Source organism: Rhizobium anhuiense (genome assembly GCF_003985145.1).
Lineage (GTDB): Bacteria > Pseudomonadota > Alphaproteobacteria > Rhizobiales > Rhizobiaceae > Rhizobium > Rhizobium anhuiense.
In genome coordinates, this window is the sequence record NZ_ML133523.1 from 453,417 (window position 1) to 473,973 (window position 20,557).

Annotated in this window: 19 protein-coding genes; 8 read left to right on the plus strand and 11 right to left on the minus strand. The window is 62.7% G+C overall.

Annotation, left to right across the window (positions count from 1 at the left end; translation table 11 throughout):
- Positions 1–211 precede the first annotated feature (211 nt).
- The 3 genes from EEQ99_RS12825 to EEQ99_RS12835 form a co-directional block, all read right to left on the minus strand.
- Positions 212–460, minus strand: a complete 249-nt coding sequence (locus EEQ99_RS12825) for a DUF4170 domain-containing protein (protein ID WP_047613812.1) — start codon at positions 458–460, stop codon at positions 212–214.
- Between the two features lie 62 nt (positions 461–522).
- Positions 523–1,332 carry a 3'(2'),5'-bisphosphate nucleotidase CysQ gene (locus EEQ99_RS12830; RefSeq protein ID WP_127430549.1) on the minus strand — a complete coding sequence of 270 codons (810 nt, stop codon included), beginning with the start codon at positions 1,330–1,332 and terminating at the stop codon, positions 523–525.
- 76 nt (positions 1,333–1,408) lie between these two features.
- Positions 1,409–2,755, minus strand: a complete 1,347-nt coding sequence (locus EEQ99_RS12835; protein WP_127430550.1) for a TldD/PmbA family protein — start codon at positions 2,753–2,755, stop codon at positions 1,409–1,411.
- Between the two features lie 119 nt (positions 2,756–2,874).
- Between EEQ99_RS12835 and EEQ99_RS12840 the strand changes: the two genes are divergently transcribed.
- The 3 genes from EEQ99_RS12840 (at position 2,875) to EEQ99_RS12850 (ending at position 5,665) form a co-directional block, all read left to right on the plus strand.
- Complete coding sequence (locus tag EEQ99_RS12840) at positions 2,875–4,689, plus strand: monovalent cation:proton antiporter-2 (CPA2) family protein (protein WP_127430551.1); 1,815 nt, start codon at positions 2,875–2,877, stop codon at positions 4,687–4,689.
- 121 nt (positions 4,690–4,810) lie between these two features.
- Entirely contained in the window at positions 4,811–5,182 is a 372-nt protein-coding gene (locus tag EEQ99_RS12845; RefSeq protein ID WP_127430552.1) for a VOC family protein, read from the plus strand.
- A gap of 3 nt (positions 5,183–5,185) precedes the next feature.
- The gene (locus EEQ99_RS12850; RefSeq protein WP_127430553.1) at positions 5,186–5,665 is read left to right on the plus strand and encodes an EVE domain-containing protein; all 480 of its coding nucleotides are present in this window, start codon (positions 5,186–5,188) and stop codon (positions 5,663–5,665) included.
- Here EEQ99_RS12850 and EEQ99_RS12855 read toward each other — a convergent pair.
- Genes EEQ99_RS12855 through EEQ99_RS12865 form a run of 3 tightly spaced genes read right to left on the minus strand, consistent with a single transcriptional unit; the run spans position 5,654 to position 9,114 of the window.
- Positions 5,654–6,535, minus strand: a complete 882-nt coding sequence (locus EEQ99_RS12855; protein ID WP_047613802.1) for a patatin-like phospholipase family protein — start codon at positions 6,533–6,535, stop codon at positions 5,654–5,656. The genes EEQ99_RS12850 and EEQ99_RS12855 overlap by 12 nt on opposite strands.
- 13 nt (positions 6,536–6,548) lie before the next feature.
- Positions 6,549–7,109: a 16S rRNA (guanine(966)-N(2))-methyltransferase RsmD gene (rsmD, locus tag EEQ99_RS12860; RefSeq protein WP_127430554.1), complete on the minus strand. Its 561-nt coding sequence runs from the start codon at positions 7,107–7,109 to the stop codon at positions 6,549–6,551.
- Positions 7,090–9,114 (minus strand): pseudouridine synthase, encoded by a 2,025-nt coding sequence (locus tag EEQ99_RS12865; RefSeq protein ID WP_127430555.1) that lies wholly within the window; start codon positions 9,112–9,114, stop codon positions 7,090–7,092. The genes rsmD and EEQ99_RS12865 overlap by 20 nt, the downstream gene beginning before the upstream one ends.
- Before the next feature lie 90 nt (positions 9,115–9,204).
- Here EEQ99_RS12865 and EEQ99_RS12870 point away from each other — a divergent pair, with 90 nt between their 5' ends.
- On the plus strand, positions 9,205–9,642 hold the full coding sequence (locus tag EEQ99_RS12870; protein ID WP_063476412.1) for a nucleoside deaminase: 438 nt from the start codon (positions 9,205–9,207) through the stop codon (positions 9,640–9,642).
- Between the two features lie 49 nt (positions 9,643–9,691).
- Here the strand turns inward: EEQ99_RS12870 and EEQ99_RS12875 are convergent, their stop codons facing one another.
- From EEQ99_RS12875 to EEQ99_RS12890, 4 genes are all read right to left on the minus strand, one after another.
- Positions 9,692–10,321 (minus strand): hypothetical protein, encoded by a 630-nt coding sequence (locus EEQ99_RS12875; RefSeq protein WP_063476411.1) that lies wholly within the window; start codon positions 10,319–10,321, stop codon positions 9,692–9,694.
- Between the two features lie 129 nt (positions 10,322–10,450).
- Positions 10,451–13,342, minus strand: a complete 2,892-nt coding sequence (gene ileS / locus EEQ99_RS12880; protein WP_127430556.1) for an isoleucine--tRNA ligase — start codon at positions 13,340–13,342, stop codon at positions 10,451–10,453.
- A gap of 286 nt (positions 13,343–13,628) precedes the next feature.
- Positions 13,629–14,612, minus strand: coding sequence for a bifunctional riboflavin kinase/FAD synthetase (locus EEQ99_RS12885; protein WP_127430610.1), 984 nt, complete (start codon positions 14,610–14,612; stop codon positions 13,629–13,631).
- 14 nt (positions 14,613–14,626) lie between these two features.
- Positions 14,627–15,475: a TIGR01459 family HAD-type hydrolase gene (locus EEQ99_RS12890; protein WP_047613793.1), complete on the minus strand. Its 849-nt coding sequence runs from the start codon at positions 15,473–15,475 to the stop codon at positions 14,627–14,629.
- Positions 15,476–15,871: 396 nt separating this feature from the next.
- On the opposite strand from EEQ99_RS12890, the gene groES reads away from it, so the two are divergent.
- The 3 genes from groES to EEQ99_RS12910 all read left to right on the plus strand — a co-directional run bounded on the left by groES (position 15,872) and on the right by EEQ99_RS12910 (position 19,105).
- The gene (groES, locus tag EEQ99_RS12900; protein ID WP_004675403.1) at positions 15,872–16,168 is read left to right on the plus strand and encodes a co-chaperone GroES; all 297 of its coding nucleotides are present in this window, start codon (positions 15,872–15,874) and stop codon (positions 16,166–16,168) included.
- Between the two features lie 72 nt (positions 16,169–16,240).
- The gene (gene groL / locus EEQ99_RS12905; RefSeq protein WP_008529514.1) at positions 16,241–17,878 is read left to right on the plus strand and encodes a chaperonin GroEL; all 1,638 of its coding nucleotides are present in this window, start codon (positions 16,241–16,243) and stop codon (positions 17,876–17,878) included.
- Positions 17,879–18,658: 780 nt separating this feature from the next.
- Positions 18,659–19,105, plus strand: a complete 447-nt coding sequence (locus EEQ99_RS12910; protein ID WP_127430558.1) for a hypothetical protein — start codon at positions 18,659–18,661, stop codon at positions 19,103–19,105.
- Positions 19,106–19,172: 67 nt separating this feature from the next.
- On the opposite strand, the gene EEQ99_RS12915 is transcribed toward EEQ99_RS12910, so the two are convergent.
- On the minus strand, positions 19,173–19,883 hold the full coding sequence (locus tag EEQ99_RS12915; RefSeq protein ID WP_047614411.1) for a glutathione S-transferase family protein: 711 nt from the start codon (positions 19,881–19,883) through the stop codon (positions 19,173–19,175).
- A gap of 211 nt (positions 19,884–20,094) precedes the next feature.
- On the opposite strand from EEQ99_RS12915, the gene EEQ99_RS12920 reads away from it, so the two are divergent.
- Positions 20,095–20,532 carry a DoxX family protein gene (locus tag EEQ99_RS12920; RefSeq protein WP_047613788.1) on the plus strand — a complete coding sequence of 146 codons (438 nt, stop codon included), beginning with the start codon at positions 20,095–20,097 and terminating at the stop codon, positions 20,530–20,532.
- Positions 20,533–20,557 lie beyond the last annotated feature (25 nt).

The window sequence follows — 20,557 nt, forward strand, 5'->3', positions numbered from 1 at the left end:
TCGACATCACACCCATTCCCTAATTATCGTTGCGGCCGCAATGGCCGATCAATTTGTTCAGAATGCGTCAAACAATCCGGATCGACCAATCCGGATCGACGGCGCCCGATGCACGAAAGCCCGTTCGACGAGCGGTCGCGCCGGCGGCACATCCCGAGGTGCCCGGCCGAAGCTCCTGGCCGAGGTCCCTGACTCAGCTTCGTGGCCGAGGTCAGTTACCCTTGGCCTTTTCCTGCGGATCGAGCAAACGATGCATGTGGACGATGAAGTAGCGCATATGCGCATTGTCGACCGTCTGCTGCGCCTTCGACTTCCAGGCCGTCAGCGCCGTGGCATAATCCGGGAAAATGCCGACGATATCGAGACCCTTCAGATCACGGAACTGGACGTCATCGAGGCTTTCCAGTTCGCCGCCAAAAACGAGATGCAAAAGCTGCTTCTTGTCACCGGATTCAGTCATTTTTTCTTCTCTTTCTGCCTATTCTCCTCCGCCATCCCATCTGCGGGATTTTGACGGAAACGTCAACTGTCTCGTCGTCCTGCAAAGGCCGCGAGGAATTCGCCGAGGCGGGGCGCCGGACCTGCACAGAGGACCTTGTGGGTGACTTCGACGCTGTTGTAGACGACCGCCCGGCCTTCAAGATCGACGAGACCGCCGCCGGCGCAGGCGAGGATCAGATCGGCGGCGGCAAGGTCCCAATCATGTGAATTGCCCTTGACGACGGTGCCTTCGAGACGACCGTCCGCCACCATGGCAATGCGATAGGCGAGCGAGGGGATGTATTTCTCCCGCGTCACCCGCTCCTGGAACTCCGGCGGCAAGGTCTTCAGCAAGTCTTCGCCGATCGCTAGACGGCTCATTTCCTCCGGGCCGGCGACAGAGACGGTGAAGGGCACGCCGTTCTTCAGCGCCACGCCGCCCTCGACCGCCTCATAGAGCTCTTCGAGCGCCGGGGCATAGAGCACGCCGGCGACCGGCCGGCCGCGATGAACCACCGCGACGCTGACGCACCAGACCTTCTGGCCGCCGAGGAAGGCGCGCGTGCCGTCGATCGGATCGATGATGAACAAGGTCTCGCGTGAGAGACGGTCGGCATCGTCGTCGGTTTCCTCAGACAGCCAGCCATAATCCGGCCGGGCCTTGCGCAGAATGGTCTCGAGCGTCTTGTTGGCGGCGAAATCGGCGGCGCTGACGGGCGAGCGGTCGTCATTCTTCCACCAGACTTCCGGAGACTGGTTGAAGAAGCCGAAAGCGACGGCACCCGCCTCCTTCGCAGCATCGACGATCAGCGTGAGATCGCTCTGCCAGCGGGCTTTCTCCATGTCGCTCATCAGATCAATCCGTTTCTGAACTATCATTGGAGCATGATGTCGTCCGAAAACCGCGCACACTTTTCGGCATCATGCTCTAGCGCCCTGCAAGCGTCATGCCCTCGATGGCAAAGGTGGGGGCCGCGACGCCGAACTTGCGATCGATGTCGTTTGCCGGCGTCAGGCGCATGAACATGTCCTTGAGGTTCGAGGCGATCGTCACCTCGGAAACCGGGAAAGTCAGTTCGCCGTTCTCGATCCAGAAGCCGGTGGCGCCGCGGCTGTATTCGCCGGTGATCATGTTGACGCCGTGGCCGATCAATTCGGTGACATAAAAACCGTTGCCGACGCTGCGGATCAGCTCTTCCGGCGAGATGTCGCCGGGTTCCAAGGCAAGGTTGCTGGAGGAAGGCGAGACTGATGTGCCGCCGCGCACGCCGCGGCCGTTGGTCGTAAGACCCAATTCACGCGCCGTCGAGGTCGAAAGGAACCAGTGTTTCAACACGCCGTCCTCGATCATGACAAGCCGCTCGCCGGACACGCCCTCGCCGTCGAAGGGCCGCGAGGAAGGCCCACGCACGATCAAGGGATCGTCGGTGATCGACAGGCCTGACTTCAACACCTGCTGACCCATCCTGTCGCGCAGGAAGCTCGATTTGCGGGCGACGGCAGCACCATTGATCGCACCGGCGATATGGCCGACGAAGCCGCGGGCGACACGCGGGTCGAAGATGACGGTGACGTCTTTGCCGGTCGGCACCTGACGCGGATTGATCCGCTTGATCACCCGCTCGCCGGCCCGACGGCCGATTTCGGCGGGATCGTCGAGCTCGGCGTAATAAAGGCGGCTGTCGTAATCATAGTCGCGCTCCATGCCAGTGCCTTCGCCGGCGATGACGCTGACGGAATGGCCGAAACGCGAGGCCATGTAACTGCCCTCGAAACCGTGCGAAGTGGCAAGAACGAGGCCGCCCATGCCGGCCGACGCACCGGCGCCGGAGGAATTGGTGACGCCCTTGACCGCAAGGGCTGCGGCTTCGGCGGCAAGAGCCGCCTCGCGCAGCAGTTCGGAGGAGACCTCGGTGGTGTCGAGCAATTGCAGGTCGGGATAGGCTTTCGACAGGCTCGCCTCATCCGCCAGGCAGGCGAAGGGATCTTCCGGCGAAACCTTGGCCATGGCGACGGCGCGCTCGGCCAGCGCCTGGAGATCGAAGCCCGGATTGGCCGAAACGCTGGCGACGCGCTTGCCGATGAAGACGCGCAGGGAAAAGTCGTCGCTTTCGGAAGATTCCGTGCCCTCGACGTTGCCGAGGCGGACGCTCACCGATTGCGAGCGCGACCGGACGACGACGGCGTCGGCGGCATCGGCCCCTGCCTTCCTTGCCAGATCGATCAGTTGACTTGCGCGGGAAAGAAGTGTCGAGGAATCAATTTCAGAGGACATGATTTGGCCTTTCCTTCGGCTTCCATTTATTGTGCACTCTCCCATGCATCAAGGCCGCCGCCACCGATTCTTTATCGGGGCTGCTTGCTCGCTTCCCGCCGTTGAAAGAAATTGCCAGCATGTCAGCGCCCAATGCCCTTTTTTCCGAAACGATCCTGCTGCTCGGCGGAGCCGTGGTCGCCGCGCCGATCTTCAAGAAGCTTGGGCTCGGCACGGTGCTCGGCTATCTCGCCGCCGGCATCGTCATCGGCCCTGTCTTCCACGGGATCACCGATGGCGAACAGATCCTCGCCGTCGCCGAGCTCGGCGTCGTCTTCCTGCTTTTCATCATCGGACTGGAGCTGAAACCCTCGCGCCTCTGGCAGATGCGGCGTGACATTTTCGGCCTCGGCACGGCGCAGGTGGTGGTAAGCGGGCTGGCGCTGACCGCGCTGGCGTGGCTTTCAGGCGTTCTCGACTGGCGCGGCAGCATCGTTGCCGGATTTGGCCTGGCGCTGTCTTCGACGGCCTTTGCCATGCAGATCCTCGAAGGTGACGGCGACGTCAATACGCGATACGGGCAGCGCTCCTTCTCCATGCTTCTGTTCCAGGATCTGGCGATCGTGCCGCTCTTGGCGCTGATCACCATTCTCGACGGCGGTGGCAAAGGCAGCAACGCGCCGCTCCTGGATTTCACCGTGGCCGTCGGCGCGGTCGCGGCGATGATCGTTGCGGGGCGCTACCTGCTGACGCCGCTCTTTCAGATCATCGCCCGGACCGGCGCGCGCGAGGCAATGATCGCCGCTGCGCTCTTCGTCGTCATGGGATCGGCGAGCCTGATGCAGCTTGCCGGACTTTCTATGGCGATGGGCGCCTTCCTGTCCGGCGTGATGCTGGCCGAATCCTCCTACCGGCACGAGTTGGAGGCGGATATCGAGCCGTTCCGCGGCGTGCTGCTCGCCATCTTCTTCATCGCCGTCGGCCTGTCGCTGCAGCTCGACGTTCTCTTCGATAACGGGCTCTTCGTCATCGTCGCCGTGCCGATCGTCATGGCCGTCAAGGCGTTCATCATCTACGGGCTCTGCCGGGTCTCGGGCTCGCCACACGACGATGCGATCCGCATCGCCTTCCTGCTGCCGCAGGGCGGCGAATTCGGTTTCGTGCTGTTCACCGCCGCGGGTACGACCGGACTGATGTCGACCAGCACGGCATCGCTGCTGGTCGCGATCGTGACGCTGTCGATGGCGCTGACGCCGATCGGGGCGGCGCTTTCGAAGCGGCTGCTCAACGGCGACGAACGGGAGGAGCTGGACGAGGATTTCGAGGGCGCGGGCGCCGACGTGCTGATGGTCGGCTTCTCGCGTTTCGGCCAGATCGCCGCCCAGATCCTGCTTGCCGGCGGACGCAGCGTCACCGTCATCGAATTTTCGGCCGACCGCATCCGCCAGGCCTCCTCCTTCGGCTTCCGCATCTATTTCGGCGACGGCACCCGCAAGGACGTGCTGCGCGCGGCCGGCATCGACCGGGCAAAGATCGTGCTCGTCTGCACCCAGAAGAAGGAAGTCACCGACAAGGTGGTCGAGCTGGTGCAGGCGGATTATCCGCACACAAGGCTCTATGTGCGCTCCTACGACCGCATCCATTCCATCGAACTGCGCAACAAGGGCGTCGATTACGAGCTGCGTGAAACGCTGGAATCCGGCCTGCTCTTCGGGCGGCGGACGCTGGAGGCGCTCGGCGTTTCCGAGGTCGACGCCTACGAAATCGGCGAGGATATCCGCAAGCGCGACGAGGCCCGCCTGGCGCTGCAGGTTTCCGAAGGGCTGCAGGCCGGGCGCGACATGCTGTTTTCCCACCCGGTCCGTCCCGAACCGCTGGTCAAGCCGAAGCGCGCCGTCGATCCCTTCGAGGATGATCTGCTGGCGGGCACCGCGGATGCGACGGCGGACGCATAAATCCACTCCGGGACGTGCGAAGCTTGAGCGGATTGAACGGTGGCAGAGGCGAATGCTACTGCCAGAATCTGTCAGCATGTCTCTGTAGACGATCCTCCTGACCCAAACAGGAGGCTCACCAATGATCGACAGCAACAGCATTCTACTTTTCGTAGCCGACGTGCCAAAAAGCGCCGGCTTTTATGGCCAACTGCTCGGGCAGGATCCAGTTGAGTTCAGCCCGACCTTCGCCATGTTCATCCTGCCTTCGGGTCTGGCCCTGGGACTCTGGGGCAGAGCGGGCGTGGAGCCGGCGCCGGCTGCAACGGGCGGCGGCTGCGATGTCGGCTTCAAGGTCGCGACAGCTGATAAGGTCGATACGCTTCACGCCGAATGGCAAGTCAAGGGCGCGACCATGCTCTTGCCGCCGACCAACCTGGATTTCGGCCGCACCTTTGTTGCAGCCGACCCCGACGGGCATCGCCTGCGCGTCTACAACGTTGCGGAGGACTGAAACATGTCCCGCAGCTGGATCGCTGTCGCATCAGCAAATCATGTCCGCATCGGCCGCGAAGCCGGGTTCATGCAGGTCTGTCATGGCAAGGCCGCACCGCTAAAGCGAAGCGCGCCTGGCGACCGGGTGATCTATTATTCGCCGACCGAAGCATTTGGCTGCAAGGATCGCCTGCAGGCGTTCACGGCAATTGGCGTGGTCGAGGAGACGGCGGCATATCAGGTGGACGTTGACCCCGGTTTCCGCCCCTGGAGGCGCGATGTCGCCTGGTGGCGGGCCGTGGAAACACCGATCCGGCCGTTGCTCGGCCGACTGTCTTTCACAAGCGACCGGGGAGGCTGGGGCTATCGATTGCGCTTTGGTCTCTTCGAAATCGACAATGACGATGCCGAACTCATAGCCGAAGCGATGCTCACTGAACCGCGTATGCATGTCGACCGGAAACAAGCAAAGGTTCCCGTGCAGTGCACTTTAGCGCTTTAGCCGCGCTTCGATCTCGCGGTCGAGGGCGAACTTGAGGTCGTCCTTGACGCCGACGGACATGGCGAGGACTTCGCGGGCCTTGAGGAAATCCATGACGCCGGTGCGGCCGACCGTCGGGCGCAGGAAGATATGCGGCGCGCGGAGCTTCAGTTTCAGCGTGATCGCCGTCTGCATCATCAGCTGGCCGGAACCGAAGATGCTTTCCATGCGGTTCGGAATATGGGTGCCATCGCCTTCCGGCGCGCCGACGACATCGATGCCGATGACGATGTCGGCAAGATCCATCAGGCATTCATAGGGCACGGGATTGCTGATGCCGCCGTCGATCATCACGCGGTCGCGCAGGCGCACCGGCATGAAGACGGCGGGAATGGCGGAAGAGGCGGCGAGCGCCGGGAACAGCTCGCCCTGTTCGATGATCACCTCGCACTGCCCGTAATAATCGGTGGTGATCACCTTCATCGGCACCAGCAGGTTCTCGAAACGGGCCGGCAGCTCGGATGGCAGGAAGGCCTTGAGGATCCGCTCCAGATTGAACTGGCCGATGCGGACGCCCTTGGCCACCGCATCGCGCACCGTCGCCGGCCTCAGGCCCCAGATGCGGGCGATGACGGCCGTCTTGTTGCCGACGGTCGCCAGCGCATGTTCGCGGATTTCAGCGCCGGACATGCCGGCCGCCATGCCGGCGCCCATGATCGCGCCCATCGAGGAACCCGATATCGCCACCGGGCGGATACCGAGTTCATCCAGCGTCTCGATGATGTGGATATGGGAAAGCCCGCGCGCGCCGCCGCCGCCGAAGGCAACCGCAACCGTCGGCAAATCGCTGATCGCAGGCAGTTTCGGACTGATGATCTCTGCCTGCTGCACGCCCCGCCCCCGCTTATTGCGGCTGATGTCGGAAGAAATGCACCCTCGTATCGCCAAAGATGCGGTTTTCGAGGAAAACATAGGAAGGGTGGACGGAAACGACAATATCGGCGCGTTCTTCGAGCACCGCAATCGCGCCCGGCCGCAGCCAACCGCCCTCGGCCGCCGCCGCCATCGCCTTTTCGCCGAGCCCCTTGCCGTAGGGCGGGTCGGCAAAGAGCATGTCGAAGGGCTCGAGATTGCCGACGCTGCCGAGATCGGTCGCATCCCGGCGCAGGATGCGGGTGCGGCCGTGCAGGCCGAGCGCATCGATGTTCTCCCAGAGCAACGCCCGGCCCTCGACGCTGTTTTCGACGAAGAGCGCGTGGCGACAGCCGCGCGAAACGGCTTCGAGGCCGACAGCGCCGGTTCCGGCAAAAAGGTCGAGGATCCGGGTGCCGTCGACACATTCCGGATAGGCATGGCTCAATATATTGAACAGGCTCTCGCGCGTCCGGTCGGCAGTCGGCCGGATATCGTTGGATTTTGGCACGGCGAGAGGCCGTCCGCGAAACTCACCGCCGACGATCCGCACCGCGCGTCATTCCCTTTCCTCTCGCACCACCTTTGGACGGCCCGCCCGCAGGCCTGTCGCCGCCCGGCCTGTCACTGCTCGACTTGGCGCCTTTCGGCTTGCCGGAAAAATTCTTGGCCCCGCCGGGCTTGCCGGCAAAACCCTTGCCGCGCGGCTTGTCACCCGAAGGCCTGGCACTCGACGGCTTGTCGCCAAACGATCTTTCACCGCGCGGACGCTCCGAGCGGCCCTCGCCGGCAAAGCTTCTGGCTGCCCGCGGACGTTCGTCACTATCCGCACGCGGCTTGCGATCCCCACGTGGCTTGTCGCCGAAGGGACGATCGCCACGCGAGGGACGGTCACCGAAGGGCCGCTCGCCGCGCGGACGCTCAGAACGGGCCTCACCGGTGGAGGCTCTGGCAGCCCGAGGACGCTCGTCGCCGTCGGCACGCGGCCTGCGATCACCGCGCGGTTTGTCGCCGAAGGGGCGATCCCCACGCGAGGGACGGTCACCGAAAGGCCGGTCGCCGCGCGGACGCTCCGAGCGGCCTTCGCCGGCGGAGCTTCTGGTGCGCGGACGTTCGTCACCCGCTTCGCGCGGGCGGCGCTCGCCGCGCGCCGGGCGGTCGCCAAAACCGCGATCTTCACGGGCGGGGCGGTCCCCGAAGGAACGCTTGCGGCCGGAACCTTCAGCCTCATCCTTGCGGCGGGGCTGCTCGCTCGAACGGATCCATTCGCCATCCTCTTCGCGCACACGGTTCACCTGCGTGCGCGGGCGGTCCTCGATGCGGTCGAAAGCGTTCTTTGCCGGCGCCTGCTCGCCGCGCTTGCGCGCCGTTTGTGCATTCTTGGCGGCTTTTGCCGCGGCCTTTTCGCCGAGCGGCCGGGCGCCCGGCGCCATCCAGACATTGGCGCTGCGGCGCTGGCCGAGCGGCTGGGGACGCTTCGGCTTGTCGTCGTCCCTGCGGCCGCTGTCGCGGCGATCGTCATCCCTGCGCCCACCGCCGTGGCGGTCGTCGCGCTTGGTGTCGAGGCGGCTCAGCGCCCGTTCGCGCTTGTCCTCGTCGCGGCGCGGTCGCTCGCGCTTTTCCGGCACTGCAGGCTCTGCCTCTTCCTCGGCAGCGACAGCTGGCGCATTGTAGATCGGCGCGTCGAAATTCGCCTTGGCTTCTTCGATGAGCCGCGGGCCGAGCTGGTCGCGCAGCGTGCGGCCGCGCACTTCGACGACATGGCCTTCCGGCAAGTCGCCGAGCTGGAACGGGCCATAGGAAATACGGATCAGGCGGTTGACGTCGAGGCCGAGCGCGCCGAGCACGTTCTTGATTTCGCGGTTCTTGCCTTCGCGAAGGCCCATGGTGATCCAGACGTTCGAGCCTTGGGTGCGGTCGAGCGTCGCCTCGATCGAGCCATAGAGCACACCGTCGACGGCGATGCCGTCCTTCAGCTTGTCGAGCGCGTCCTGATCGATCTCGCCATGGGCGCGGACGCGGTAGCGCCGCAACCAGCCGGTCGCCGGCAGTTCCAGCGCGCGGGCAAGACCGCCGTCATTGGTCAGCAAGAGCAGGCCTTCGGTATTGATGTCGAGACGGCCGATCGACATGACGCGCGGCAATTCTTCCGGCAGGTTGTCGAAGACGGTCGGCCGGCCTTCCGGATCGGCATTGGTGGTCACGAGGCCAGCCGGCTTATGATAGAGCCAGAGCCTGGTGCGCTCGATGCCGCGGATCGGCACGCCGTCGACCTCGATGCGGTCGGCGAGCGTGACGTTGACGACGGGGGTTTCGAGAACCCTGCCGTTCAGCGTTACCCGGCCTTCCATGATCATGCGTTCGATGTCGCGGCGGGAGGCGACGCCGGCGCGCGCCATCACCTTGGAAATGCGTTCGGCCTTGGCCTCGCCATCGGCCTCGGCGGCGATCGCCGCCTTTGCCGGCTTGCCACCGCCCGGCTTGGCGCCGGTCTTCGGCTCGGTGTCCCGTGAAAACGGCTTTGCGCCCGGGCGTTTTGGCTTGTCTTTGGGTGTCATTTGTTGTTTGCCTGCCTTTTGGGCCTGTCTATCAGGTCACGCATCTGCGGTTAAGTGGAAATTCGTGCGATCGTGAAGACAAATCGTTTCATGGAGATGGCGCTTGAAGAAGCGCGCGCCGCCGGAGAACGCGGCGAGGTACCGATCGGCGCCGTCGTCGTTGTCGACGACATTGCCGTGTCACGCTCGGGAAACCGCACGCGCGAGCTCAATGACGTGACCGCGCATGCCGAAATCGCCGCAATCCGGCTCGCCTGCGAAGCGCTTGGGCAGGAACGTCTTGTCGGCGCCGATCTCTATGTGACGCTCGAGCCTTGCACCATGTGCGCGGCAGCCATCTCGTTTGCGCGTATCCGCAGGCTCTATTACGGCGCCGAGGATCCGAAGGGCGGCGCCGTCGACAATGGCGTGCGATTCTATGTGCAGCCGACCTGCCACCACGCCCCGGAGGTCTATTCCGGCTTCAACGAGGTGCAATCGGCCGAGATCTTGCGGAGATTCTTTTCGCAACGGAGAGAGGCGCCGTAATCAGCGGCGTCTGTGCGCGGCGCCGTCATTCCTGTCGGCGCCGAAAAAGCTATTGCAGGAGGTTCCACCACTGCTTGCCGGTGTTGGCGACCGCTGCATCCTTCTTGCGCTTCTTCTGCTTCTTGAGCTCTGGCTCGCCGAGATCATCGAGCTTTGCCGGATCGTCGACAGTGCGGTAACCGGGCGGCGGATCGGATATATAGCGGCGCTGATCGACATAGGAGCCCTTCTGCAGGGCGCGGGCTTCACGATAGGCCTTGGTCTGGGCTTCCGTCGTGCGCCGGCCGCCTTCGATCGCCGAGCTGGCGAGAGGCGAGCGGTAATTCGGATTGTCCGAGTTCGCGTCGGCCTCGGAAACGAGGCGGGCGCGGGTCTCCTCCGGCGATTCAAGCCATTGCGGATTGTCCTTGTTGGCGACCGTCGGCTGCGGCGCAACCAGGCTTTCCTTCTGCGCCTCGGCCGGCAGCACCAGCGTCGGACGCGGCGTGTACTTGACGCCCTTGTTCTTCGGGTCCGGTCCGGTCAACGACACGGACTGGCCGAGATCGTCGGTCAGCTGTTCCATGGCGGTCTTGTCGGTGCCGTAGGTCGGGCTGCTGGCGCAACCGGACACCATCGAGCATCCCGCCATGACGACAGACAGGCAGGCGCCCATACGGAACCAATGCGATGTTAACATGAAAACCCTTCCACCCCGGTGCAATCGTCGCCCAACCGGACAACCGTCCCCCTGACGCAAAAATCCGGCCATTTTCAGGCAGCTTTTACCGGATGAACCGCGAAAGCGCAATTCACCCGGTAATATTCTTCACGCGAGCGCGGCGAGTTCGCGAAGGGCGGCGGCGTCGCGGGCCGAGACATCGGGATATTCAGGATCGGAACCGACATCCCGGGTGATGCGCCAGGAGCGGGCGCATTTTTCACCCTCGGCCAGCTTCGGCACGACGCTGACCTCAGGCACCTCGGCAAGGCGGAAGGCATCCGCCGGGCCTTCGCCGGTCTTGATCTCGATCGCCGAGGTGATGCATACTTCGGTGAAGTCCTGGCCTTCGAGCGCCTTCAACAGGTCCGGATCGGCGATGTGGACGACGGGAGCCGCTTCCAGCGAGGAGCCGATGCGCTTGTCCTTGCGCTCGATTTCCAGCGCGCCGGTCACAACCGAACGCACCGCGCGGATCTTCTTCCACTTCTCGGCCAGGGCATCGTTGCGCCATTCCTTGGCGACCGGGGCAAACTGCTCCAGATGCACTGAAACGGCGGACGGGTTGCGCGACAGCCAGGCCTCCTCGGTGGTGAAGGGCAGCATCGGAGCGAGCCAGGTCACCATGCAATCGAAGATCTGCCGGATGACATGCAGGCTGGCGCGCCGGCGCAGGCTCGACGGCGCGTCGCAATAAAGCGCATCCTTGCGGACATCGAAATAGAAGGCCGAAAGCTCGACATTGGCGAAATCGATCAGCGCCCGGGCGATCTTCTTGAAGTCGAAGCTGTCATAGTTCTCGCGCACCAGCTCGTCGAGTTCGGCAAGCCGATGCAGCATCAGCTGCTCCAGCTCCGGCAGATCGGCGAGCGCGATCTCCTCGCCCTTGTCGTGGGCGAGCGTGCCGAGCATCCAGCGGATGGTGTTGCGCAGCTTGCGATAGGCGTCGACATTGGTCTGGATGATCGTCTTGCCGACGCGCAGGTCGTCGGCATAATCCGAGGTCATCACCCAGAGGCGCAGGATATCGGCGCCGGCATCCTTCATCACTTCCTGGGGTGCGGTGACGTTGCCCTTCGACTTCGACATCTTCTCGCCCTTCTCGTCCATGGTGAAACCATGGGTGAGGACGGCGTTGTAAGGCGCACGGCCGCGGGTGGCGGCCGATTCCAAGAGCGACGAATGGAACCAGCCGCGATGCTGGTCGGAACCTTCGAGATAAAGGTCGGCCGGCCACTTCAGGTCCGGGCGGTCCTCGAGCGTGAAGGTGTGCGTCGAGCCGGAATCGAACCAGACGTCGAGGATATCCATGACCTGCTTCCAGCGGGAATGGTCGTGGTCATTGCCGAGGAAGCGTTCCTTGGCGCCTTCGGCAAACCAGGCGTCGGCGCCCTCATGTTCGAAGGCTTCGAGGATGCGGGCGTTGACGGCGTCATCGACCAGGACCTCGCCATGCTCGTCGGCAAAGACGGCGATCGGCACGCCCCAGGCGCGCTGACGCGAGAGCACCCAGTCCGGGCGACCTTCGATCATGGCGCGCAGGCGGTTCTGGCCGGCGGCGGGCACGAAACGGGTGTCGTCGATCGCGCTCAGCGCGCGCGACCGCAGCGTCGTGCCGTCGGCAAGGGTCTTGTCCATATAGACGAACCATTGCGGTGTGTTGCGGAAGATCACCGGCTTCTTCGAACGCCAGGAATGCGGATACTGGTGCTTCAGCCGGCCGCGGGCAAAGAGCGCGCCGCGGGCGATCAGCTCCTTGATGACGCGGTCATTGGCATCGCCCTTCTTGCCGTTGTCGTCGATGACGCGGGCGCCTTCGAAGCCGGGGGCATCCGATGTGTAGAAGCCGCCATCGTCGACCGGGAACGGGATCTTGGTCTCGATGCCGCGCGCCTCGAGCGTGCGGACAGCCGACATCCAGGCATCGAAGTCCTCGCGGCCGTGGCTGGGTGCGGTGTGCACGAAGCCGGTGCCGGCATCGTCGGTGACGTGATCGCCATCGAGTAGCGGCACATGGAATTCATAGCCGCCGTCGAGACCCTTGAAGGGATGGGCGCAGGACATCGCTGCGAAGTCGGCCGCAGAGACATCGCTCAAGCGCTTGTACTGCAACTTGGCCTTGGCGAAGGATTCTTCGGCCAGCTTATCGGCAAAGATCAGCCTTTCGCCGGGACGCGGACCAAAGTCGTTCTCGGCGGCCGTCACTTCGTAAAGGCCATAAGAGACGCGCGCGGAAAAGGAGACCGCGCGGTTGCCGGGGATCGTCCAGGGCGTGGTCGTCCAGATGACCACGAACGCGTCCTTGAGCGCGGCCGGGCCTTCGACGACCGGGAATTTCACCCAGATCGTGTCGCTCTCATAATCCTGGTATTCGACCTCGGCCTCGGCCAGCGCCGTGCGCTCGACGACCGACCACATGATCGGCTTGGAACCGCGATAGAGTTGGCCGCTCGCGGCGATCTTCAGAAGCTCGCCGGCGATGCGCGATTCCGCGTGGAAATTCATCGTCGTATAGGGATTGTCGAAGTCGCCCTCGATGCCGAGACGCTTGAACTCTTCCGCCTGGACCTTGATCCAGCCGGTGGCGAACTCACGGCATTCCCGGCGGAATTCGTTGACCGGGACCTCGTCCTTGTTCTTGCCCTTCTCGCGGTACTTCTCCTCGATCTTCCATTCGATCGGCAGGCCGTGGCAATCCCAGCCAGGCACGTAATTGGCGTCGTAGCCGCGCATCTGGAATGAGCGGTTGATGACGTCCTTGAGGATCTTGTTCAGCGCGTGGCCGATATGGATGTTGCCATTGGCATAGGGCGGGCCGTCGTGAAGGACGAACTTCTCGCGGCCGGCGGCAGAAGCGCGCAGCTTCTTGTAGAGACCCATCTCCTGCCAGCGCTTGACGAGTTCGGGCTCCTTCTGCGGCAGGCCGGCGCGCATGGGGAAATCGGTCTCGGGCAAATAGAGGGTCTTCGAATAGTCGATCTTTTCGGCTGTGTCGGTCATGTCTGACAATCGTTTTCTGGCAGCCCAGGAAGGGCGCAACGGGCGTGAAATAGCTGGTGACGGCAGCGCTCGTATCCAAGCGCCAAAAACCCGGACCTTCCGGCCGCTTAGCGCGCGCGGAAGGCCGGGCCGATAATTCGCATCGTCATTGCCAGCCAAAATTTCATCATCGCGCCGGTTCATAGGCGTTTTTGCCGGGAAAAGGAAGAGAAGAATTCGCGGCCTGCAGTCGGCATCAGCGGCTGGAATCGCCGGTGCCCCAGCGACAGCCGCGCTCAAGGCGACCTCAGGAAAAGCACAGTTCCCCATCAAGCGCACTGAGCGGCTTGACGCCCGCAAGCAGCGCCCTCGCCTCTTCTTCGTCGCGCTTGATCTGGGCGACGAGCGGATCGAGGCCGTCGAATTTCAGTTCGGGTCTGAGATAGCCGAAGAAGGAGACGGAGCAGAGCTGGCCGTAGAGATCACCGCTGAAATCGAAAAGATAGGTTTCGAGCAGCGGTGCGCCATTTTCCGTCACCGTCGGGCGGCGGCCGTAACTGGCGACGGCATCGTGGAGCGTGCCGTCTTCGAGGCGGAAACGGACGGCATAGATGCCGGCGGCAAGATCGACCTCGGGTGGCAGGCGCATATTGGCTGTGGGGAAACCGAGCTGCCGGCCGAGCTTTTCGCCGTCGATTACCTCGGCTTCGACCGTATAACGGTAACCGAGCATGCCGGCGACTTCGCTGACATTGCCCTCCTTCAGCAGCGCGCGGATATGGCTCGACGAGACAACATCGGCGTTTTCATCGCGAAAGGCATCGATCAGGGTGACGCCGAAGCCGTAGGTATGGCCGGCATTCATCAGGAAGGCGGGGCCGCCCTCGCGGCCGCGGCCGAAATGGAAATCGAAGCCGGTGACGACTTCGGAGGCGCCGAGCCAATCTTTCAGGATCGAATGGATGAAATCATCGGCCGAGCGCTGCGAGAATTCGTAGTCGAAGGGATATTCGATGACGGCGCTGAACCCCAGCGCTTCCAGGATGCGGGCCTTCAGCGGCGCCGGCGTCAGGCGGAAGACCGGCGTCTGCGGCCGGAAGACCGTGCGCGGATGCGGCTCGAAGGTCAGTACCAAAGCGGGGATACCGCGGGCCTTGGAGATTTCGAGCGCGCGATTGAGCACCGACTGATGGCCGCGATGCACACCGTCGAAATTGCCGATGGCAATGACGCCGCCCTTCAGATGGGCGGGCAAGGGTTCGCGGGTTTCATTGCGGTGGAAGACGGTCATCGGCTGGCTTCTCTTCATGCAAGGCGGGGCATCCACCACTTCGGCGCGGCGTTTTCCCGTTCGAGATAGGCGTGGAGGATCGCCTCGTCGGTCTCGCCGTTCAAGGTGTATTCCTTGGCGTGGATACCGCCGCTGATGTAGAGAAGGTCGAGGCCGTAATTCAAGGCGCCGCGCACATCGGTCGGCATGCCGTCGCCGATTGCCAGCACGCGCTCGACCGGGAAATCGCCGCGAAGCTCGCGGGCAGCGGCCAGCGTCGCCTCGTAGATCGGCTGGTGCGGCTTGCCGGCGATGCGGGTGCTGCCGCCAAGCTGCTCGTAATAGGCGGCCATGGCGCCGGCGCAGGGGATCATGCGATGGCCGCGCTCGACGATGAGGTCGGGATTGGCGCAGATCATCGGCACGTCGCGGGCTTTGAACTCAAGAAGCATGTCGGTGTAATCCTCCGGCTTCTCCGTCTCGTCGTCGAAAAAGCCGGTGCAGACCAGCGATTGCGCTTCGCCCGCCGGCCGGCGCTCGACGCCAATGCCTTCAAGTAGCGCTTTGTCGCGCTCGGGGCCGAGCAGAAAGACCGTCTTCGGCCCTTCGGAGATCAGCCGGCGCGTGACGTCGCCCGAGGTAACGATCCGGTCATAGGCGCTGTCGGGAACGCCGATCTGGCGCAACTGCTCGACCACCTGCCAGGAAAGGCGCGGCGAATTGGTGATGAGGACGACGGCGGCGCCGCTTGCGCGGGCCGCTTCAAGGGCGGCAGCCGCCTTCGGAAACGGATCGACGCCATTATGAACGACGCCCCAGACATCGCAGAGCACCACATCATAGTGACCTGTTATGTTAGAGAAGTTTTCTATCCGCTTGGCCATTCCGATTTCCCGATTTGCTTTGGTCACGGTGACATTGCAAAGGCGCAAGGCGATGGCAAGGCATTTTCTTCGCTGCCGGGCCAATGCGAAGATCGCGACCGGCAATCCGACGGCGCGGATGGGCAAAAGGTTTTGCCGACCCCATCCCGAAGCGGCAGATCGTCAAGGGCGGACGGACTTCGGCAAAGCCCGGTCGCGCCATGGTTTCGCCTGCAATCTCCGACTATTCTCCGGTCTCTTCACAATTCCGGCACAAAAATTCGTGATTGCTCTCATTGACTCCTTTCGGAGCCATCCCTAAATGCTCGTCGCTAGCACTCACCGCAAGGGAGTGCTAACACCTATCCATGTGGGCCGCTCCGGTCCGCGAATGTCATTCGATCGAGGGATTAGACAATGGCAAGCACCAATTTCCGTCCGCTTCACGACCGCGTCGTCGTTCGTCGCGTCGAGTCCGAAGAAAAGACCAAGGGCGGCATCATCATTCCCGATACCGCCAAGGAAAAGCCGCAGGAAGGCGAAATCGTCGCCGTCGGTTCCGGCGCTCGTGACGAGTCCGGCAAGGTCGTTGCACTCGACGTCAAGGCTGGCGACCGCGTTCTGTTCGGCAAGTGGTCCGGCACCGAAGTCAAGATCAACGGCGAAGACCTTCTGATCATGAAGGAAGCCGACATCATGGGCATCATCGGCTGATCGGCCGACCTGCTTTCCCGAAATGGCTGACGGGCCTTTTGCCCGAACAACTCGAATTCAGGAGTCACAAACATGGCAGCTAAAGAAATCAAGTTTGGCCGCACCGCGCGCGAAAAGATGCTGCGCGGCGTCGACATTCTCGCCGATGCAGTCAAGGTCACGCTCGGCCCGAAGGGTCGTAACGTCATCATCGACAAGTCCTTCGGCGCACCGCGCATCACCAAGGACGGCGTTTCCGTCGCCAAGGAAATCGAACTCGAAGACAAGTTCGAAAACATGGGCGCCCAGATGGTCCGCGAAGTTGCTTCGAAGACCAACGACATTGCCGGCGACGGCACCACGACCGCAACCGTTCTTGCCCAGGCGATCGTTCGCGAAGGCGCCAAGGCCGTTGCTGCCGGCATGAACCCGATGGACCTGAAGCGCGGCATCGATCTCGCCGTCGCCGAAGTCGTCAAGGATCTCCAGGCCAAGGCCAAGAAGATCAACACCTCGGAAGAAGTCGCCCAGGTCGGCACGATCTCCGCCAATGGCGAACGTCAGGTCGGTCTCGACATTGCCGAGGCCATGCAGAAGGTCGGCAACGAAGGCGTCATCACCGTTGAAGAAGCCAAGACCGCCGAAACCGAACTCGAAGTCGTCGAAGGCATGCAGTTCGACCGCGGCTACCTCAGCCCCTACTTCGTGACCAACCCGGAAAAGATGATCGCCGACCTCGAAGACGTCTTCATTCTGCTCCACGAGAAGAAGCTGTCGAACCTGCAGTCGATGCTGCCGGTTCTCGAAGCCGTCGTCCAGACCGGCAAGCCGCTCCTTATCATCGCTGAAGACGTCGAAGGCGAAGCTCTTGCAACGCTCGTCGTCAACAAGCTGCGCGGCGGCCTGAAGATCGCTGCCGTCAAGGCGCCTGGCTTCGGCGACCGCCGCAAGGCCATGCTCGAAGACATCGCCATCCTGACCGGCGGCACCGTCATCTCCGAAGACCTCGGCATCAAGCTCGAATCCGTCACGCTCGACATGCTTGGCCGTGCCAAGAAGGTGTCGATCTCCAAGGAAAACACCACGATCGTCGACGGTTCGGGCGCCAAGTCCGACATCGAAGGCCGTGTTGCCCAGATCAAGGCGCAGATCGAAGAAACCACCTCCGACTACGACCGCGAGAAGCTGCAGGAACGTCTTGCCAAGCTCGCCGGCGGCGTTGCCGTCATCCGCGTCGGCGGCTCGACGGAAGTCGAAGTGAAGGAAAAGAAGGATCGCATCGACGACGCTCTCAACGCGACGCGCGCTGCCGTTCAGGAAGGCATCGTACCGGGCGGCGGCGTTGCCCTGCTGCGTTCTTCCGTCAAGATCACCTCCAAGGGTATCAACGACGACCAGGAAGCCGGCATCAACATCGTTCGCCGTGCTCTGCAGGCTCCGGCTCGCCAGATCGCTGAAAACGCTGGCGACGAAGCTTCGATCGTCATCGGCAAGATCCTCGACAAGGATCAGGACAACTGGGGTTACAACGCCCAGACCGGCGAATATGGCGACATGATCGGCATGGGCATCATCGACCCGGTCAAGGTCGTTCGCACCGCCCTGCAGGATGCAGCTTCCGTTGCATCGCTGCTGATCACCACCGAAGCCATGATCGCCGAGCTGCCGAAGAAGGACGCTCCGGCTATGCCGGGCGGCATGGGCGGCATGGGCGGTATGGACATGATGTGATAGGCCAACGGCCTTTCACAGCATCGTTCATGAAACCGCCCATCATCTAAGATGGTTCAGCGCGTCAAACGCGCTGAACTGGCGGTATGGACATGATGTGATAGGCGAAAGCCTGCACTGACACCATTCCGGCATCCGGAACAGGAAGGGCGGCCCTCGGGTCGCCCTTTTCGTTTCCCTTACGGCACCGCCGATGTCTTTTCAGCCGCTTCCGATTTCAGGAATGATGCAGCGGCGATTCGACCACGCGGCACGCCCGATTCAGCTGATCAACCCATCTAACCAGCCGTCTATTGCCCGCCCCCGGGCCGAAGCTTGCGTGAAGCTTGCGTCGCTGCACCTTTGCAGTATGCCGACATCGGTGCGAGATCGCGGCGTTGCCGTGCCGTTTCCGGCCTCCGCATCAGGTGAAAACGCTTCCAATGCCCTCGAAGATGATCCTCCACCGCCGATTCTCCTGAAATGTCCCGGAAGCGCGGCCTCACGAGAAATGATCCCGATCCGAATACCCCTTAAAAAGCCGTTGCCGTTTGGCCAAAAGCTCCTATAAATCCGCGCTGCAATTAAAGTGCGCCCGGCGATAATTTTTCGCTAATAGACGAGGTCGGAGCGCGAAACGGCGATACGCGAATGTTCGGCTTCAACGGCTCCGCTTCCGGAGGCCGTGAACGCGGTGGCGATTGCCGGATGGGCGGACATCATGTCCGCAGCGACATGATCCTGTTTCTTTGTGTTTGCCGAACGTGCGGCGGAGAAGCCGCATGCGAACGGGAGAACGCCTTGTTTAAGATCGCCAAAGCCAATGCAGCCCTGCCCCTGATGCCCGGCTCGCTTGAGGACACCAATCAAAATCACGAGATGCTGGCGCAGTTTTCCATCTCCGAAAGCTGGATCGGAGATTTGTCGAGTGGCATGCTCCGCCTCGGCGAATGGAGCGGCATGCTGCATGGCCTCTCCGCACAAGAATGCGGGCTGTTAAGCCTGATCCGCTGCTACGATACCAAAGACCGCAGCCACATATTGGAGCTGTTCGAACAGGCGGCGACGCTCAATTCCTCCTTCTGTTTTTCGACGACGATCATCATGCCGAATGGCTTCCGCCAGCCGCTGTTCTGCATGGGCGAGTCGAACGGGCTCGAAGAGAAATACAGCGGCAGCATGTCCGGCGTCTTCATCTTCCCGCGCTTCAAGCTTGAAGGCGCAAGGCAGATCACAAGCCGCCGATAAAAACCGCCAGCGCAAAGAAAAGGCCGCTCTCAAGGGCGGCCTTCGGCATTTCCGGTCGGCCTCTCCGTTATTCCGGCTTGACGGGTATGTTGAGGCCCTTCGCACTTGCCGGACGGGCGATGCAGCGCTCCAGCCAATCCGAGACGGCGGGGAATTTCGCATATTCCAGAACCTCGCGGCCGCCATAGAAGATATCGGCGCCGCGAACCCAGGTGAAGGTGGTGATGTCGGCGATCGTATAGAGATCGCCCATGATCCACTGGCGGCCCTTCAGCCGGTCTTCGAGCACGCCGAGCAGACGTTTGGACTCGTCGCGATAACGCTCCACCGGGTAGGAATTGTTGGCGACCTTGTCGGCGGCGAATTTGTAGAAATGCCCGAACTGGCCGAACATCGGACCGATGCCCGCCATCTGGAAAAACACCCATTGGATGGTTTCGTAGCGGCCGGCAGCATCGGCAGGGATGAGCTTGCCGGTTTTTTCCGCGAGATAAAGCAGGATGGCGCCGGATTCGAAAAGGCCGATCGGCTTCCCGTCCGGGCCATTCGGATCGATGATCGCCGGGATGCGGCCGTTCGGGTTGAGAGATTCGAATTCCGGCGACTTCTGCTCGTTGGCGGCGAAGGAAACATAATGCGGCTCGTAGGCGAGACCGAGTTCTTCGAGGGCGACGGAAACCTTCACCCCGTTCGGCGTCTGCAGCGAATAGAGCTGGATGATGTCGGGATTTTTCGCCGGCCAGCGCGTGGTGATCGGAAATGCGGAAAGATCTGCCATCGGAATCTCCATGTTGGGCACCGACCATAAAAGACCGGGCTCGGTAAAGGCAAGCAGCGGCGACCAGGAGATCGTTCCATATTGTTGAACGATCTGTCCGCTTCCGTTTATCTTTCCACAACGAAGGAAAAGAGCGACATAGAAGCATCCGAGGTCCAACCGGTGCCGGGGCACCAAGATCTCCAGAGCCAATCAAACGGAGACAACGTCCATGTCGAACAACGTCATCATCCTGATCGCCCGTATCCTTCTTTCCTTCATGTTCATCTTCGCCGGCTTCGGCAAGCTGACCGATCCGGCATCGACCGCCGGCATGATCGCCGGCGCCGGCCTGCCGGCTTCCACCGCGCTCACCTATCTCGCCGGCCTGTTCGAGCTTGCAACCGGCCTTGCCGTGCTCGTCGGCTTCCAGGTCCGCATCGTCGGCTGGCTGCTTGCCGTCTTCTGCGTCTTTACCGGCTTCGTCTTCCACTTCTCGCCGATCAACGTTCCTGATTTCCCGGCCGCCGCTAACGCCTGGCTGAGCGGCCTGAACTTCGTCAACTTCATGAAGAACATCACGCTCGCCGGCGCCTATATCATGCTCGCCACCAATGGCGCAGGCGCCTACTCGCTCGACGCCCGCCGCGGCGCCTACGCAACGGCCTGACACCAGCAGACATCCTCCCAGAAAC

Bases quoted from the DNA above. Each gene is read 5' to 3' on its own strand.
- EEQ99_RS12825 (WP_047613812.1), bottom strand. From the start codon at position 460: ATGACTGAATCCGGTGACAAGAAGCAGCTTTTGCATCTCGTTTTTGGC.
- EEQ99_RS12830 (WP_127430549.1), bottom strand. From the start codon at position 1,332: ATGAGCGACATGGAGAAAGCCCGCTGGCAGAGCGATCTCACGCTGATC.
- EEQ99_RS12835 (WP_127430550.1), bottom strand. From the start codon at position 2,755: ATGTCCTCTGAAATTGATTCCTCGACACTTCTTTCCCGCGCAAGTCAA.
- EEQ99_RS12840 (WP_127430551.1), top strand. From the start codon at position 2,875: ATGTCAGCGCCCAATGCCCTTTTTTCCGAAACGATCCTGCTGCTCGGC.
- EEQ99_RS12845 (WP_127430552.1), top strand. From the start codon at position 4,811: ATGATCGACAGCAACAGCATTCTACTTTTCGTAGCCGACGTGCCAAAA.
- EEQ99_RS12850 (WP_127430553.1), top strand. From the start codon at position 5,186: ATGTCCCGCAGCTGGATCGCTGTCGCATCAGCAAATCATGTCCGCATC.
- EEQ99_RS12865 (WP_127430555.1), bottom strand. From the start codon at position 9,114: ATGACACCCAAAGACAAGCCAAAACGCCCGGGCGCAAAGCCGTTTTCA.
- EEQ99_RS12870 (WP_063476412.1), top strand. From the start codon at position 9,205: ATGGAGATGGCGCTTGAAGAAGCGCGCGCCGCCGGAGAACGCGGCGAG.
- EEQ99_RS12875 (WP_063476411.1), bottom strand. From the start codon at position 10,321: ATGTTAACATCGCATTGGTTCCGTATGGGCGCCTGCCTGTCTGTCGTC.
- ileS (WP_127430556.1), bottom strand. From the start codon at position 13,342: ATGACCGACACAGCCGAAAAGATCGACTATTCGAAGACCCTCTATTTG.
- EEQ99_RS12885 (WP_127430610.1), bottom strand. From the start codon at position 14,612: ATGACCGTCTTCCACCGCAATGAAACCCGCGAACCCTTGCCCGCCCAT.
- EEQ99_RS12890 (WP_047613793.1), bottom strand. From the start codon at position 15,475: ATGGCCAAGCGGATAGAAAACTTCTCTAACATAACAGGTCACTATGAT.
- groES (WP_004675403.1), top strand. From the start codon at position 15,872: ATGGCAAGCACCAATTTCCGTCCGCTTCACGACCGCGTCGTCGTTCGT.
- groL (WP_008529514.1), top strand. From the start codon at position 16,241: ATGGCAGCTAAAGAAATCAAGTTTGGCCGCACCGCGCGCGAAAAGATG.
- EEQ99_RS12915 (WP_047614411.1), bottom strand. From the start codon at position 19,883: ATGGCAGATCTTTCCGCATTTCCGATCACCACGCGCTGGCCGGCGAAA.
- EEQ99_RS12920 (WP_047613788.1), top strand. From the start codon at position 20,095: ATGTCGAACAACGTCATCATCCTGATCGCCCGTATCCTTCTTTCCTTC.